This is a genomic window from Microbacterium sp. LMX7-1.2 (assembly GCF_040675935.1).
Classification (GTDB): Bacteria; Actinomycetota; Actinomycetes; order Actinomycetales; family Microbacteriaceae; genus Microbacterium.
In genome coordinates this window covers 2,656,146-2,671,913 of sequence record NZ_JBEGIL010000001.1, presented here as the reverse complement: position 1 = coordinate 2,671,913, position 15,768 = coordinate 2,656,146, and the positions used below count along the sequence as shown (strand labels likewise).

Below are 15,768 nucleotides of genomic sequence, written 5' to 3'. Positions count from 1 at the left end.
CTCGCTCAACGACCGGTGACGGTGCGGCCGTCTTCCAGCCGCACGACGCGGTCGACCGATCCCTCGGGCGGGGCGACGTGCGAGATCAGCAGCACCGACTGCTCCCCCGCGGCGCCCAGGAGATCGGCGAGCAGCGCATCCGACGCCTCCGGGTCGACGCCCGCGGTCGGCTCGTCGAGCACGAGCACGGGGAACCCGCGCAGCAGCGCCCTCGCGAGCGCCAGACGCTGCGCCTGACCGCCCGACACGAGCGCGCCCCGATCGCCGACACGTGCATCGAGGCCTCCGCGCTCCCGCATCCAGTCGCCCAGACCGACGCGTGACAGCACTGCCAGCAACTCGTCATCGGTCGCGGTGTCCCGCGCGAACAGCAGGTTCTGACGGATGTCCTCGTCGAACAGCTGCGGGCTCTGCTCGCACAGCCCGATCGTGCGCCGCAGCGCCGGGCCCGACAGCTCGGCAGCGGACACACCCCCGACCGTGTACTCCCCCTCGGCCCGCAGGAAGCCGACGAGCACGGCGGCGAGCGAGCTCTTGCCCGCCCCGCTCGGCCCCGACACGAGCACCCGCTCCCCCGGATGCAGGTCGAGATCGACTCCGTGCAGCGCCGGCGCCCCGCCCGGCCAGTCGGCCCGCACGCCGCGCAGGCGCAGAGCCGGGGAGCCCTCCACGACATCGTCCGTCCCGGCATCCGGGCGCAGCTGGACCGGCATCCGCTCCGGCAGCACGTCGACGATGCGCTCGGCACTCGACCGCACGCTCCGCCAGGATGCCGCGGCGATCGGCACCGCGCCGAACACCTCGAACACGACCATCGGCACGAGCACCGCGACCGCGAGCCACGGCCCGTCGATCGCACTGCCGAGTCCCGGCGCCGCGGCCGCGAGCGCCCAGACCGACGCGGCACCGGCGACCGCCGACACGACCCCCGCGGCGACCGCCTGCGCGAGCGACGCTCCCGCGACGGCACGCCGCAGCGCGGCATCCGCAGCGCTCACCCGCTCGCGCGCCTCGGGTTCCGCCCCGTACGCGAGCAGCACGTCGAGCCCGCCCAGGTAGTCGGTGAGCGCAGCCGCGAGATCGCCGCGCCGCTGCGAGACGAGCGACTCGGCGCGTGAGCCGAACAGCCACCCCAGCCCGATCGCGGCGAGTGCGGCGATCACCAGACAGACCGCGAGCGTGAGCGCCGCAGGCACCGAGACGAACAGCAGGAACACGACGGCGCCGACCGCGACGACGCCGGACACCGCGAGGGGCTGCACGACGCGCAGCGGGAGGTTCTGCAGGTTCTCCACGTCGTCGACGAGCGCGGAGAGCACGCGGCCGTGGTCGGTGCGCCCGAGCCCCGCGGGCGACAGGGGCGTGAGCCTGCGGACCATGTCGGCGCGGGTCGCGGCGAGCTGCCGCAGGGCCGCGTCGTGACCGCTCAGGCGCTCGAGGTACCGCGTCACCGCGCGCGTCACCGCGAAGAAGCGCACACCGACCACGGCGATCGACAGCGGCACGAGCGAGTCGACGATCGAGGCGCTCACGATCAGCCACCCGCTCACCGCGAGCAGGCTCACCGCTGCCCCCGCCGACACCACACCCCAGACGAGTCCGGGGAGGAACCGCGGGAAGGGCGGCTGCGCGAGTCGCAGCACCTCCCGGATGCGGGCGGCCCGCGAGACGGATCCGGTGACGGAGCTCATACCCGCACCCCCAGTTCCACGACGCGGTCGGCGATGTCGCGCACGGAGCGCCGATGCGACACGAGGAGCACCGTCGCCCCGGCATCCGCCCGCGCGCGCAGCGAGGCCCACAGACGCTGCTCGGTGTCGGGGTCGAGCGCGCTGGACGGCTCATCGAGCGCGAGCACCGCCCCCGGCCTGCGCGTCTGCCGGTACAGCGCCCGCGCGACCGCGACCCGCTGCGCCTGTCCGCCGGAGAGCCCGCTGCCCTGCACACCGAGCTCGAGCGCGGCGTCGACCTCGTCGGCGCACGCCTCGTCGAGCGCGCGACGGATGCCGTCGGCCTCCGGTGCCGGATCGCCCAGCGCCACATTGGCGGTCACCGTGCCCCGACGGAGCTGCGGGCTCTGCCCGGCCCACGCCAGCCAGTCGGCGGGCGACAGCGCACGGACGTCTCGCCCGCCGATCGTCGCGGCCCCCTCGAACGCGACGGCCCCGCGGAGCGCCGCGAGCAGGCTCGACTTGCCGACCCCGCTCGGCCCCTCGATCAGGGTGATCGTGCCGGGCTCGGCCGTGAAGGAGACCGGCGGGAGGTCGCGCACGCGCAGGTCCGTGACGATCAGCGGGGAGGGGCGTTTCGTCTCGTCGCTGCGCTCCTCGCGGGGCGACCGAACACCGGTCGTTGAGCGAGCGGAGCGAGCCGAAACGTCGCCGGAATCACCCGCCTCGTCGAGCACCGCGAACACGTCCTCGGTCGCTGCGACCCCCTCCGCCGCGGCGTGGAACTGCACCCCGACCTGGCGGATCGGCAGGAACGCCTCCGGCGCGAGCAGCAGCACGAACAGGCCGACCTCGAGCGACAGGTCACCGGACAGCAGCCGGAACCCGATCGCCACGGCGATGAGCGCGACCGCGATCGACGACAGCAGCTCCATCGCGAAACCCGACAGGAACGAGAACCGCAGCACCTTCATGGTCTCGCGTCGGTACTCGTCGGCCGTGGTCTCGATCTGCGCGGCCGCACGGCCTGCGCGGCCGAACAGGCGCAGCGTCGCGAGCCCCTGCACGGTATCGGCGAACCGGGCGGCGAGGCGCTGCAGCGTCTGCCACTGCCGACGCTGCACGGTGCGGGTCGCCATGCCGATCAGGATGAGGAACAGCGGGATGAGCGGCAGCGTGACGATCGCCGTGAGTCCGCTAGGCCAGTCCTGCCACCACATGATCGCGACGATCACGGGGGTCGCCACGACCGTGAGCACGAGCTGCGGGATGTACCGCGCGAAGTACGCGTCGAGAGCCTCGAGCCCGTGCCCGGCCGTGACCGCCAGCTCCGCGCGGTTGCGCTGCGCGAGCCATCCGGGTCCGAGGCGGCCGATCGCGGCGATGAGCGCCGACCGCAGCTGCATCCCGGTCTTCGCGGCGGCGCGCATGCCGGCGGCATCCGAGGCGGCGATGAGCAGTCCGCGCAGCAGGGCCAGTGCGAGCAGCCACAGCAGGGATGCCGTGACGTCGCGTCCCGCGAGCGCGCCGGTCACGGCATCCGTGAGCATCCAGGCGAACGCGATCACGACCGCGGTCTGCGCGACCCCGATCACCCCGGAGAGGAGCAGGAACCCCCGGGCGGCGCTCGCATAGCGGAGGAGCCGGATGTCGACGGGTTTCACGCGTGCGCCGGAGCCCCCTCGATCGAACGGCGGGTGACGCGCTTGCGGAACACCCAGTAGGTCCACGCCTGGTAGGCGAGCACGAGCGGGGTCGCGATCAGCGCCGTCCAGCTCATGATCTCCAGCGTATATTGCGTGCTCGACGCGTTCGCGATCGTCAGGCTGTTCGCGTCGGCGATGGTCGACGGCATGACGTACGGGAACAGTGCGGCGAACAGCATCACGACCGCGAGCATCACGGTGACCATGCCGGCGAAGAACGCCCAGCCGTCCCGGCGCACGAGCGACAGGCCGACAGCGGCGATCAGCGCCACAGCCGCCACGGCCCCCGCACCGATCACGAGCCACAGCAGCGGCGCCTCCCGGTTCATGGCGATCACCGCCGTCCACACCACGGTGCCCGCGGCGGCGAGGATCGTGGGCCCGGCGGCGAGCTTCGCCAGCCGGTGCGCGTCCTCGTGCACGGGTCCGTCGGTCTTGAGCGCCACGAAGAGCACCCCGTGCAGGAAGAACAGCAGCAGCGTGGTCACGCCCACGAGGAGCGCGTAGGGGTTCAGCAGCGCGAAGAACCCGCCGACGTAGATGTGGTTCTCATCCAAGGCCACGCCCTGCACGATGTTGCCGAACGCGACGCCCCAGAGCAGCGCCGGGACGACGGAGCCGATCACGATCATCCGGTCGAAGCCGCGCTTCCACGCCGCGCTGTCGCGCTGATGACGGTACTCGAACGAGACGCCGCGCAGGATCAGCGCGAGCAGGATGAGGAGCAGCGGCAGGTAGAACCCGCTGAAGAGCGTGGCGTACCACTCGGGGAACGACGCGAACAGCACGGCGCCCGCGACGATGACCCACGTCTCGTTGAGGTCCCACACCGGGCCGATCGTGTTGATCACCTGGCGGCGGGAGACGTCGTCCTTGCCGAGGAACGGCAGCGACATGCCGACGCCGAAGTCGAATCCGTCGAGCACGAAGTAGCCGACGAAGAAGAAGGCGACGATGAAGAACCAGAGCGTTGCGAGATCCATGATGTTCCTTCCTCTCAGTACACGACCGACGGCAGCTGGGCCGTCTCCTCGTGGGGTTGCTCGTCGGTGTCCGGGCCCTTCTGCGCGGCCTTGACGATGAGTCGCACCTCGACGACCGCGAGGGCGGCGTAGATGGCCGTGAACGCGATGAGCGAGATCAGCACGTCGACGCCGGTCACGCCCGGCGAGACGCCGTCCTGCGTGGTCATGAGCCCGAACACGATCCACGGCTGTCGACCCATCTCGGTGAAGACCCAACCCATGATGTTGGCGACGAGCGCGAGGGGGAACGACCAGATCGCGAGCTTCCACATCCACGGCGCCGGCGGCTTCTTGGCGCCCTTGCGGGTCAGCCACAGGCCGATCACGGCGACGAGGCCGGCGGCCATGCCGAGGCCGATCATCCAGCGGAACGCCCAGTACGTGACCCAGAGGATCGGGGCGAACTCGGTGAGACCGGTGTCGGCGTACGTGGTCGCGTACTCGGCGTTCAGGTCGTTGATGCCGTGCACGCACGCGTCGAACGTGTGGGTCGACAGCAGCGACAGCAGGTACGGCACGCGGATGCTGAACAGCTCGGAGCTGCCGTCGGGGGTGCCGAGCGTGAAGAGGCTGAACGCGGCATCCGGCCCGCACACCGTGTTGAACGTCGCCTCCGCCGCGGCCATCTTCATGGGCTGCGCGGCGTACATCGCGAGTCCGAGCTGGTCGCCCGTGAGCACCACGCCCGCGGTCGAGAAGATCATCGCCCACAGGCCGAACTTGAGCGAGATGCGCATGGTGTCGAAGTGCTGGCCGCGAGCGAGGTGCCAGGCCGACACGGAGATCACGACGCCGGCGGCGAACATGAGCGCGCCGAAGATCGTGTGCGGGAAGGCGGCGAGCGCGACGGGGTTCGTCAGCAGCGCCCAGAAGTCGGTGAGCTCGGCGCGGTTCGTCTCGGGGTTGAACACGTAGCCGACCGGGTTCTGCATGAACGCGTTGGCGGCGATGATGAAGTAGGCCGACAGGATCGTGCCGATCGAGACGCACCAGATCGTCGCGAGGTGCAGCTTCTGCGGGAGCTTGTCCCAGCCGAAGATCCAGAGGCCGATGAACGTGGCCTCGAAGAAGAACGCCAGCAGTCCCTCGAACGCGAGCGGGGCGCCGAACACGTCGCCGACGAAGCGCGAGTAGTCCGACCAGTTCATGCCGAACTGGAACTCCTGCACGATGCCGGTCACGACGCCCATGGCGAAGTTGATGAGGAAGATCTTGCCGAAGAAGCGCGTCAGGTGGAGGTACTGCACCTTGCCGGTGCGCACCCACGCGGTCTGGAAGATCGCCGCGACCAGCGCCATGCCGATCGTCAGCGGCACGAACAGGTAGTGGTAGACGGTCGTGAGACCGAACTGCCATCGCGAGAGGGCGAGCGGATCGAGCCATTCCATCGGAGGCCACTCCTTCTTCTGTGCCTGTTCTTCAGTGCCTGCGGCCGCGAGGACCGCCGCCGTCGGCCCTCGCGGGGCCGTCGGTCCGGGAGGACAGACGATCGCCTAGGCGGCGGTCATCTCCGTCAGACGCAGCTGCACGGTGCATTCCTCCGGACGTCCGGGGGCGCGCACGGCCTCGGCAGCGAGCGGCCCGCCCGCTTCGGCGAGCACCCCCTGCATGAGGCCGAGATGCACGGAGCACAGCATCGGGCGGTCTTCGGCGCGGCCCGCGGCGTGCGGGCACGGGGTGAGATCGACCGTGAGCTGCTCGTCGTCGACGACGGGCTCGAAGCCGCTCTCCTCCAAGTGTTCGATGAGGGCGTCCAGCTGGTAGGTCGCGTCGCGACCCAGAGCGGATGCGGTCGCCGGGAGCATCCGGCGGAGCAGGTCGCCGCGGTGGGCTGCGGCCTTGGCCTTGTCGCGCGCGATCGGGCTGGAGGCGTCACCCGTGCCGGTCGCCGCGCTGTACAGGGTGCGCGGACGACCGCGGGTCGTGCGGTGCTCGGTGGCCTGGATCACGTAGCCGCCCTCGATCAGGCGCTGCAGGTGCTCGCGGACCGTGTTGGGGTGCAGGCCCGTGGCCTCGCACAGTTCGCCGATCGTGCGCGTGCCACGGATCTGGGCCGTGCCGGACTCGAACAGCGCGTGCAGGATCCGCACTCGCGAGAAGGTCGAGATGGGCCCGCAGACGGGCGCTCCGTTGGCCATGGATCCAGTATCGCGTGGCCGCTGCGCGACATCGAGGGCTGGGGCCGTGAATAATGCCCGCCGCGATAGGGATGTCGGATACCGGCGATAGCCTGGCTGCATGGCTACCCGCAAACCCGCTCCTCCCGCGTATGTGTGCACGGAATGCGGGTGGACGACCGCGAAGTGGGTCGGACGCTGCGGCGAGTGCCAGCAGTGGGGCACGGTGCAGGAGCAGAGCGCGCAGACCGGCATCCTCAGCCGGGTGACCCCCCTCGCGCCGACCGCCGATCGCGCTGCGCGGCCGATCACGCAGATCACCACGACCGATGCCCCGCGGCGCACGAGCGGTGTGGGCGAGTTCGACCGCGTGCTGGGCGGCGGCATCGTTCCGGGAGCGGCGATCCTGCTGAGCGGTGAGCCGGGTGTCGGCAAGTCGACGCTACTGCTCGAGGTGGCGGCGAAGGCCGCGCAGTCAGGGCGCCGCGTGCTGTACGCCAGCGCCGAGGAGTCCCCCGCGCAGGTGCGCCTGCGCGCCGAGCGCACCGGCGCACTGCACGATGAGCTGTACCTCGCGAGCGAGACCGATCTCGCGACGATCCTCGGGCACATCGACGAGGTCGAGCCGCAGCTCGTGATCGTGGACTCCGTGCAGACCGTGTCGTCGGCGCTGATCGACGGCGCCGCGGGTCAGCCGAGCCAGGTGCGCGACGTCGCGTCGACCCTGATCCGCGTGGCGAAGGAGCGCAGCCTGCCCATCATCATCGTCGGACACGTCACGAAGGACGGTCAGGTGGCGGGACCCCGCGTGCTCGAGCACCTGGTCGACGTCGTGTGCCACTTCGAGGGCGACCGCCAGACCTCGCTGCGGTTCATCCGCGCGCTCAAGAACCGCTTCGGGCCCACCGACGAGGTCGGATGCTTCGAGATGACGGGCGACGGCATCGCCGAGGTGCCCGACCCCTCGGGGCTGTTCCTGTCGCAGGGCGCGACCGAGCCCGGCACGTGCGTCGCGATCTCCCTCGAGGGGCGCCGTGCGCTGCCGGTCGAGGTGCAGGCGCTCACAGTCGGGACGACGGCGCCGAACCCGCGCCGAGTCGTGCACGGTCTCGACTCCTCGCGCGTGGCGATGGTGCTCGCGATCCTCGAACGGCGGGCAGGGATCAAGACCAGCACGCTCGACGTGTACGTGTCGACGGTCGGCGGGGTGCGCTTCACGGAACCCGCCGCGGATCTCGCGATCGCGATCGCCGTGGCGGGATCGATCCAACAGATCTCCGTGCCGCGCACGGTCGCCGCCGTGGGCGAGCTCAGCCTCGCGGGAGAGATCCGCCCGGTGACGCAGTCAGCCCAGCGGCGCTCCGAGGCCGCACGCCTGGGGTACGAGCAGGTCGTCGACGACCGGTCGAAGACGTTGCGGGCCGCGTTGAACGACGTCCGCGCGCGCAACACCTCACGCCGCGGCGAGGCCGACATCCCGCCGTTCTGAGCGGCGCTCGCCGTGCACACCGGTCGTTGAGCGAGGAGCGCAGCGACGAGACGAAACGCGCCCCATCCCGCGCAGCGTCTCAGGCGTCGAGGGCCTTGAGGATCTCCTCGGGCGACGCCTGCATCGGGTGCGGTCCCGCGATGTCGAGGAACACCGTCGTGATGGGATGCGTCGCGAGGAACTTCCGCAGCCAGTCGGCGGAGTAGATCCCGACGCCCGGCGGCAGGTTGGCCGGCTTGTTCTTCGCGTCGCTGAACAGGAGCAGCGCGAGATCGCCCGTGTTCGGGTCTCGGTACGTCCACACCTCGCCGCTGTCGAGCGGGTTGTCGCGCGCGCCGGGCTTGACGAGCGGGACGACCGTCGTGCCGTGGCGCAGGGCGAGAGCGACGGCTGCGACGTCCTGCTTCTCGAGCGCCTGGGCGAGAGCATCCGACCGGAAGTCCTCGGGTGCGGGCTTCTTCGCGGACTTCGACTTCTTCGCTGCCATGGTTCCAGCGTAGTCACGGCGCGGTCGGCATCGCGCCGGCATCCGCTCGGGAGAGGCCGGCATCCGGTCAGGAGAAGATTGGGGCCCTCTCGAGTCCCACATTGGGGACTGGGGTACTCGAGAGGGCCCGCGGGCTCTCGGGCGGCACGTGTCGAAGCGCTGGGGACGCTGTGAGTCGACGCCACTGGGGATGGCATGAACGCCGCATGATCAGAAAGCCGTTTCCAATGGTATCCCAAAGAAAGCGAGGTGTCAGCCCCGATACTGAGTGCAGATAGGTATTCGGGCGTGTCGCGAGGTCGACACCGCCCCGTCAGTAGAGCAGGATCTGCTTCGTCGCCGCCCCGGCGAAGCCGCCGATCTCGACCGCCACGTGATACGACGACCCACCGCCGGGCGCGCGCGGACGGTTCTCCTGCGCACAGGTGTCGACACTCGACCGCGTGCGGTCCCACACCACCGGCACCTTGCTGGTGACCGTCGCGCCCGCTGCGAGCGTCGCGATCATGCTGCTCGGGTTCTCCTGGCAGTCGGTCGACCGCCACCAGACGTCCGCACCGCTCGACACCGTGAACACCTGGGTGGTCGACCCGACGTCGATCGTGCAGTCCGCTGCGCCGTTGTTCGTGAGCGAGATCGACAGGTTGGGGAGCACGCCCGCGGCGTAGGTGTCGGCGTCGGTGACCGCCGTCACGACCACGTCCTTCGCCTCGCACGCCACGACACCCGGCGTCTCCTCGGCGCTCGGTTCGGGCGACGGGGACTCGGCCGTGTCTGTCGGAGTCGTGCTCGGCGTCGGCGTGCCCGTCGCCGTCGAGGTCGGCACGGGCGTCGCATCGGTGGCCGCGGCCCAGGGGCGCGCGATCAGCAGCCAGACCGCCAATCCGACGAACGCGATGAAGAGGACGAGCCCGACGAGAGCCACGATGCGCCGACGACGATAGACGGCGGCGGACTGGCGGGACATGATCCCAGGTTAGTTCAGCCGCTTCAGCATCCTGGTGTTGCCGAGCGTGTTCGGCTTGACGTGCGCGAGGTCGAGGAACTCCTCGACACCCGCGTCACCACTGCGCAGCAGCTGGGAGTACACGTCGGGGTCGACGACCTGCTCGCCGATGGGCGTATACCCGCGGCGTCCGAAGAACACGGTCTCGAACGTGAGGCAAAACAGACGGCTGAGCCCGAGCTCGCGGGCGTTGTCCTCGAGCCGGCCGACGATCGCGCCGCCGACGCCGTGGTGCAGCCAGTCCTCGCGCACCATGAGCGTGCGCACCTCGCCGAGGTCCTCCCAGAACGCGTGCAGGGCTCCGCAGCCGATGAGCTCGCCCTCGGCTTCGGCGACGACGAACTCCTGCACCGCGCCGTACAGCACCGCGAGATCCTTGCCGAGGAGCACGCGTCGCTCCACCATCGGCTGCAGGAGATCGCGGATGCCGACGATGTCCGCGCTGCGCGCCGGACGGACGATGTACTCACTCACCCGTCCAGCCTAGAACCGGTCGCCTCGATCGACCCTGAACACCTGCGGATCCTGAGTCCGCATGGACACCGTCGAGCTCATTGTCGCTCATTCACGAACATCCTCGATGCTGTGTCGTGGAACCCGAAGCTCGAGTCGTTGCCCCCACAACGTGCCGACCAAGACGAGGGCAACACCGATGAAACCCGTGAGGCCGAGTCGATCGCCGGCGATCGTCACCCCGATAAGCGCCGCCCATACGGGCTCTGTCCCGAGCACGAGGCTCACGCGGGTCGGGGAGGTCCGACGCACCGCCCACATCTGAATGAAGAAGGGAAACACCGTGCAGACGATCACCAGGTAAGCCATCCATACCGCGAGATTCCACCCCATCGATGTCAGGTAACTCCAGCTGGAGACACCCCAGATGCTGGAGAGGGCGACGAAGACCGCGCCGCAGGTGAGCATCTGGACGAACGTGAGAGCGAGGGAGTCTACGGAACGCGCGTGGGATAGGCGATGCATGCTCAGCACGTGGAGGGAACGCGCGAAGGCCGCGATCAGGATGAGAACGTCGCCGACGCCGAACGCCGTGAACCTGCTCCCTGTCGCGAGGAAGTACACGCCGGCGACCGCGGTGACGCCGGCGATGTAGAACAGAGCCCCCAAACGTCGCCTTCCCACCAGTGATTCCAAGACAGGGGTGATGATGATGGTCAAGCTGATGATGACCCCGGCGTTCGTTGCGCTGGTCATCGCGATCCCGAAAGTCTCGAAGATGAAGACAAGCGACAACATCACACCCAACACGAAGCCCACTCGCAAAGCGCCGCGAGTCATCCGTTGTCGAAGCAATGCCCACAGTGCGCCGAGCGCGAGAGCTGTCGCCGACATCCGAACGGCCAGCATCGCAAAGACCGTGTCTTCGGTTACAAGAATCTTCGCAACGAGGTAGGTCGACCCCCAGGCGACCGCGACCACGACTAGCAGAACATCCGCAACCCACGGTCGCGTTCCGAGCCTCCTAGCGCTGGACTCAGCCAATGCGTGACCCGGCGAGAGTACTGGCCATCGAGACCTCATAGGCAGACCGCTCGGCGCGGACGGCCTCGATCTCCCACACGTCTCGGTCACGCAGATAGAGTGGCTTCTCTGCCACGATGCTCACCGTGTCCGCCGATCGATGATTGATCGACCACGTCACCGATCCGGATACCTGCGAGACGGATGCGTCCACGAACGACTGAGCGGCAGCTCGAAGCTCACTGAACCACCGTCCCTCAAGCACTTCCTCGACCCAGATCTGCTCGACCCTCTGCTTCTCGCGGATATGAGGCTGCGTGAGCGTTGCTCCTTCCAGATGCCGCAATGTTCGGAGCAACAGCCACGCAGCCGGCATCTCCCGAACCTCGAGTACTTTCTGTCCGTGATCCAGATGCTCGAGTCCGCTGTATCGCCCGTAGCCGAACTTGCCGACCCGATAGTTGAGATCCTCGAGAATAGCCCCGAGACCCATCGGGCAGTCATTCAGAGCAACCGGTAGCCCGCGATTGAATGTGACCTTGATTCGCTCGTCGGCGTGCTGCCCCAGATCTTTGGTCCAGTGATAGAGGTCGTACTTCATCGCGTGCGCCTCGGGGTCATCCAGAAACCCGGACTCGTACTCGCGACACCAGAGGTTGGTGTCGCCGCTGACCACACGCTCCGCCATATGCGACATCCCAGCCTCCGTGATGCGCGCGATCTTCGTCACACGATCGATCGGGTCCAGGTCGTACGGGCTCCCATAGTGACCCTCGAAGCCCTGGGCTCGAATTGCCCCGTTCAGCCGCCGTAGCGAATTCTGCGACCTATTCGCGGTATGCAGGACGGCTCTTGCTCCTAGTTCCGCAGCAACGCGAAGGGCGCTCTTGGCAATCAAAGGTCGTGAGAGCGACGAGCTCACCGGATGCGTCTGCAGGTAGACAGCATGGGCACGCAGGGCAGGCGCCACATACTCATCGACGAACTCACTCCTGGAATCGACGGCCACTAGCCTCGCCCCGAGGTGGGCGGCGATCTCTTGCTTCCCCGCGTGCGAATCCTCGTCACCGACATCTACGGAAACTGCATGCACATCATGTGCCCCCAGTTCTTTAAGACGGAGGAGGAGGTAGGTACTGTCGAGTCCGCCACTGAACAGGGTGACGACCGGAGCGTGGAGATCGACTTCGCCGCTTTCGAGCTGAGCGAAGGAGCGAAGGAGCGAACAATTCTCGACACAACAGCCCTCAGTCTTCTACTACGGTAAACATCGCGATCAGCACGTCGCGGTGGCCGATCTCCTGCCCCTCTTCCAGCGACAACCCGGTAACACCGTGCATCAGTTTCTGATCGTCGACGAAGAGGTATTCTCCGGGCTCCGCCAACTGCGCTTCTGCCAGCAAGCCCTGGTTCTCAGCGGTGTAGACGCTGCTGACACCGCCCTGTGCTCCGACTCGGTCCACGAAAAGCGTGAGAACGAAGTCGACGCCGTCGCGATGCACGCCCTCTGGGGCAGGGTGACCGATTTCGTTAGGCGTCGACCTGATGCGATTCTGAAAACACTGCGCTTTCCAGGTCCGCCCCGGGCGCACTGCCTCGAGGTATGCAGCCGATGTGGCAAACGCCCGTGCCAGAGCATCACTGTCGACCACCCGCGACTCGAACGGTTCGTAAAGACGATCGATCCCCCCGTTCAGATGATTGACGTCGCGCTCCTGTCGGTAAGCGACGTGCGGAAGCAGGTTCGCAGCACCAGTTGTTCCGTTGACCGAGAACTCCGAGTACCGGCGAACGCGATACTCCCCGCCATCAGCCATGTATGTGTCGGGACGCAGATTGTCCCAGCTCTCCGCGAAGAGCTCCCAATCTGAAGCAAGGTCAAGCTTCGAATGTGCGTAACCCTTTGTGCGCAGGGACGCAACGTTCTGCGCGTCGGAGACGTTCGTCAATGCAGTGCCTCTCATAGGATCGACCTCGCCGCCCGAACTGCTCGCGAAATGGAATCGGCTCTCACATGCTGCTCGGAGTGGAGGCGAGACCGGGTCTTCGGTTCTGAGTTACCCAGGTCTTCGGTTCTGTGGTCACCTCGACGCTAGAGTCACCCCAAGCGGGTGTCCACCGGGACGGCTGTGCTGCATCGGTATGCTGCAATACATCAACGAATGACGTGGTCGACGGCGGTGATGACCGTGCACCCGGACACGACGAAGGGGCGGATGCCGCAGCATCCGCCCCTTCGTGTGCTCTGCGATCAGTCGTTGCCGGTGATCGCGAGGTCCGGCGTGGCCGAGATCTCGCCGCCGGTGTTCACACCGACCGCGACCTTCTCGCCGCGCGGGCCGTGCTCGAACAGGAACTCGCCGTCCTTCGCGTCGACCTTCACGTGGTCGCCGGGGTTGAGCTCGCCGTGCAGGATCTTCTCCGACAGACGGTCCTCGACCTCGTGCTGCATCGCGCGACGCAGCGGCCGTGCGCCGAGGGCCGGGTCGAACCCGATCTCGATCAGGCGCTCCTTGGCGGCCAGCGAGAGCTCGATCGTCATGTCGCGGTCCAGCAGACGCTCGCCGAGGCGCTTGGTGAACAGATCGACGATCTGCACCAGCTCCTCCTTGTTCAGCTGCGGGAACACGATGATGTCGTCGACACGGTTCAGGAACTCGGGCTTGAAGTTGCGCTTCAGCTCCTCGTTGACCTTGCCCTTCATGCGCTCGTAGGTCGTGGCGTTGCTGCCCTCGATCTGGAAGCCCACGGGACCACCGGCGATGTCACGAGCACCGAGGTTGGTGGTCATGATGATGACGGTGTTCTTGAAGTCGATCACGCGACCCTGGCCGTCGGTCAGACGACCCTCTTCCAGGATCTGCAGGAGCGAGTTGAAGATGTCCGGGTGCGCCTTCTCGATCTCGTCGAAGAGCACGACGCTGAACGGCTTGCGGCGCACCTTCTCGGTGAGCTGGCCGCCCTCTTCGAATCCGACGAATCCGGGAGGGGCGCCGAACAGACGCGAGACGGTGTGCTTCTCGCCGAACTCGCTCATGTCGAGCGAGATCAGCGCGGCCTCGTCGTCGAATAGGAACTCCGCGAGAGCCTTGGCGAGCTCGGTCTTTCCGACACCCGTGGGGCCGGCGAAGATGAACGAGCCCGAGGGGCGCTTCGGGTCCTTGAGGCCGGCGCGCTGACGACGGATCGTCTTGGAGAGGGCCGCGATGGCCTCCTCCTGTCCGATGACGCGCTGGTGCAGCGCCTTCTCCATGAAGACGAGCCGCGAGGACTCCTCCTCGGTCAGCTTGAACACCGGGATGCCGGTGGCCTGAGCGAGCACCTCGGCGATCAGACCCTCGTCGACGACCGCCTGGGTCGCGACGTCACCCGAACGCCACTGCTTCTCGAGACGCAGACGCTCGGCGAGGAGGCTCTTCTCCTCGTCGCGCAGTGACGCGGCCTTCTCAAAGTCCTGCTCCTCGGAGGCGATCTCCTTCTGCTCGCGCACGGCGGCGATCTTCTCGTCGAACTCGCGCAGCTCGGGAGGGCTCGAGAGGATCGACAGACGCAGGCGTGCGCCGGCCTCGTCGATCAGGTCGATCGCCTTGTCGGGCAGGAAGCGGTCCGAGACGTAGCGGTCGGCGAGGTTCGCCGCCGCGACGATCGCGCCGTCCGTGATCTGCACCTTGTGGTGCGCCTCGTAGCGGTCGCGCAGCCCCTTGAGGATGTTGATCGCGTGGGGCAGGCTCGGCTCGGCGACCTGGATCGGCTGGAAGCGGCGCTCGAGCGCAGCATCCTTCTCGAAGTGCTTGCGGTACTCGTCGAGCGTGGTGGCGCCGATGGTCTGCAGCTCGCCGCGCGCGAGGAGCGGCTTGAGGATGCTGGCCGCGTCGATCGCGCCCTCGGCGGCGCCCGCACCCACCAGGGTGTGGATCTCGTCGATGAAGACGATGATGTCGCCGCGGGTGCGGATCTCCTTCGTGACCTTCTTCAGGCGCTCCTCGAAGTCACCGCGGTAGCGGGAACCGGCGATGAGCGAGCCGAGGTCGAGCGAGTAGAGCTGCTTGTCCTTGAGCGTCTCGGGCACGTCGCCCTTGACGATGGCCTGCGCGAGACCCTCGACGACGGCGGTCTTGCCGACGCCGGGCTCACCGATCAGGACAGGGTTGTTCTTGGAGCGACGCGAGAGGATCTGCATGACCCGCTCGATCTCCTTCTCGCGCCCGATGACCGGGTCGAGCTTGTTGTCGCGCGCGGCCTGCGTGAGGTTGCGGCCGAACTGGTCGAGCACCTGCGAGCCGCCCTGGGCGCTCGGGGTGTCGTTCGACTGCGCACCGACGGCGGCGGGCTCGCGTCCGGGAGCGCCGGACAGGAGCTGGATGACCTGCTGACGGACCTTGTTCAGGTCGGCGCCGAGCTTGACGAGCACCTGGGCGGCGACGCCCTCGCCCTCGCGGATGAGGCCGAGGAGGATGTGCTCGGTGCCGATGTAGTTGTGGCCGAGCTGGAGGGCCTCGCGGAGGCTGAGCTCGAGCACCTTCTTGGCGCGCGGCGTGAACGGGATGTGCCCGGTCGGCTGCTGCTGACCCTGGCCGATGATGTCCTGCACCTGCTCGCGGACGGCGTCAAGGGAGATGCCGAGACTCTCGAGCGCCTTGGCGGCGACGCCCTCACCTTCGTGGATGAGGCCGAGCAGGATGTGCTCGGTGCCGATGTAGTTGTGGTTGAGCATCTTCGCCTCTTCCTGGGCGAGGACGACCACACGACGGGCTCGGTCGGTGAATCTCTCGAACATGCTGTGACTCCTTTA

12 protein-coding genes and 1 pseudogene are annotated in these 15,768 nt (G+C 68.0%); 1 reads left to right on the top strand and 12 read right to left on the bottom strand.

Annotated features, from left to right (window positions below; genetic code table 11):
- Window positions 1–5: 5 nt before the first annotated feature.
- The 5 genes from cydC to MRBLMX7_RS13020 all read right to left on the bottom strand — a co-directional run bounded on the left by cydC (window position 6) and on the right by MRBLMX7_RS13020 (window position 6,539).
- Window positions 6–1,691: a thiol reductant ABC exporter subunit CydC gene (cydC, locus tag MRBLMX7_RS13040; RefSeq protein WP_363369156.1), complete on the bottom strand. Its 1,686-nt coding sequence runs from the start codon at window positions 1,689–1,691 to the stop codon at window positions 6–8.
- Entirely contained in the window at window positions 1,688–3,334 is a 1,647-nt protein-coding gene (cydD, locus tag MRBLMX7_RS13035; RefSeq protein WP_363369154.1) for a thiol reductant ABC exporter subunit CydD, read from the bottom strand. Before cydD ends, cydC begins: the two co-directional genes overlap by 4 nt.
- Window positions 3,331–4,359: a cytochrome d ubiquinol oxidase subunit II gene (gene cydB / locus MRBLMX7_RS13030; protein ID WP_050722327.1), complete on the bottom strand. Its 1,029-nt coding sequence runs from the start codon at window positions 4,357–4,359 to the stop codon at window positions 3,331–3,333. The genes cydD and cydB overlap by 4 nt, the downstream gene beginning before the upstream one ends.
- A 14-nt stretch (window positions 4,360–4,373) precedes the next feature.
- The gene (locus tag MRBLMX7_RS13025; RefSeq protein ID WP_050722326.1) at window positions 4,374–5,789 is read right to left on the bottom strand and encodes a cytochrome ubiquinol oxidase subunit I; all 1,416 of its coding nucleotides are present in this window, start codon (window positions 5,787–5,789) and stop codon (window positions 4,374–4,376) included.
- A 105-nt stretch (window positions 5,790–5,894) separates the two neighbouring features.
- Window positions 5,895–6,539 carry a helix-turn-helix transcriptional regulator gene (locus tag MRBLMX7_RS13020; protein WP_363369151.1) on the bottom strand — a complete coding sequence of 215 codons (645 nt, stop codon included), beginning with the start codon at window positions 6,537–6,539 and terminating at the stop codon, window positions 5,895–5,897.
- A gap of 100 nt (window positions 6,540–6,639) precedes the next feature.
- On the opposite strand from MRBLMX7_RS13020, the gene radA reads away from it, so the two are divergent.
- Complete coding sequence (gene radA / locus MRBLMX7_RS13015) at window positions 6,640–8,007, top strand: DNA repair protein RadA (protein ID WP_363369149.1); 1,368 nt, start codon at window positions 6,640–6,642, stop codon at window positions 8,005–8,007.
- A 79-nt stretch (window positions 8,008–8,086) separates the two neighbouring features.
- On the opposite strand, the gene MRBLMX7_RS13010 is transcribed toward radA, so the two are convergent.
- The 7 genes and pseudogenes from MRBLMX7_RS13010 to MRBLMX7_RS12980 form a co-directional block, all read right to left on the bottom strand.
- Window positions 8,087–8,494 (bottom strand): dehydrogenase, encoded by a 408-nt coding sequence (locus MRBLMX7_RS13010; RefSeq protein ID WP_363369147.1) that lies wholly within the window; start codon window positions 8,492–8,494, stop codon window positions 8,087–8,089.
- Window positions 8,495–8,807: 313 nt separating this feature from the next.
- Window positions 8,808–9,461 (bottom strand): hypothetical protein, encoded by a 654-nt coding sequence (locus tag MRBLMX7_RS13005; protein WP_363369145.1) that lies wholly within the window; start codon window positions 9,459–9,461, stop codon window positions 8,808–8,810.
- Between the two features lie 9 nt (window positions 9,462–9,470).
- Window positions 9,471–9,974, bottom strand: a complete 504-nt coding sequence (locus tag MRBLMX7_RS13000) for an amino-acid N-acetyltransferase (protein ID WP_363369143.1) — start codon at window positions 9,972–9,974, stop codon at window positions 9,471–9,473.
- Between the two features lie 87 nt (window positions 9,975–10,061).
- Window positions 10,062–11,036, bottom strand: coding sequence for a DMT family transporter (locus tag MRBLMX7_RS12995; RefSeq protein WP_363370931.1), 975 nt, complete (start codon window positions 11,034–11,036; stop codon window positions 10,062–10,064).
- Window positions 10,990–12,183: pseudogene (locus MRBLMX7_RS12990) on the bottom strand (argininosuccinate synthase-related protein); the annotation flags it as partial. The pseudogene MRBLMX7_RS12990 and the gene MRBLMX7_RS12995, both read right to left, overlap by 47 nt.
- 40 nt (window positions 12,184–12,223) lie before the next feature.
- Window positions 12,224–12,925 carry a 2OG-Fe dioxygenase family protein gene (locus MRBLMX7_RS12985; RefSeq protein WP_363369141.1) on the bottom strand — a complete coding sequence of 234 codons (702 nt, stop codon included), beginning with the start codon at window positions 12,923–12,925 and terminating at the stop codon, window positions 12,224–12,226.
- Between the two features lie 302 nt (window positions 12,926–13,227).
- A complete protein-coding gene (locus MRBLMX7_RS12980; protein ID WP_363369139.1) occupies window positions 13,228–15,753 on the bottom strand; it encodes an ATP-dependent Clp protease ATP-binding subunit in 2,526 nt (841 codons plus the stop codon).
- Between the last annotated feature and the right edge of the window lie 15 nt (window positions 15,754–15,768).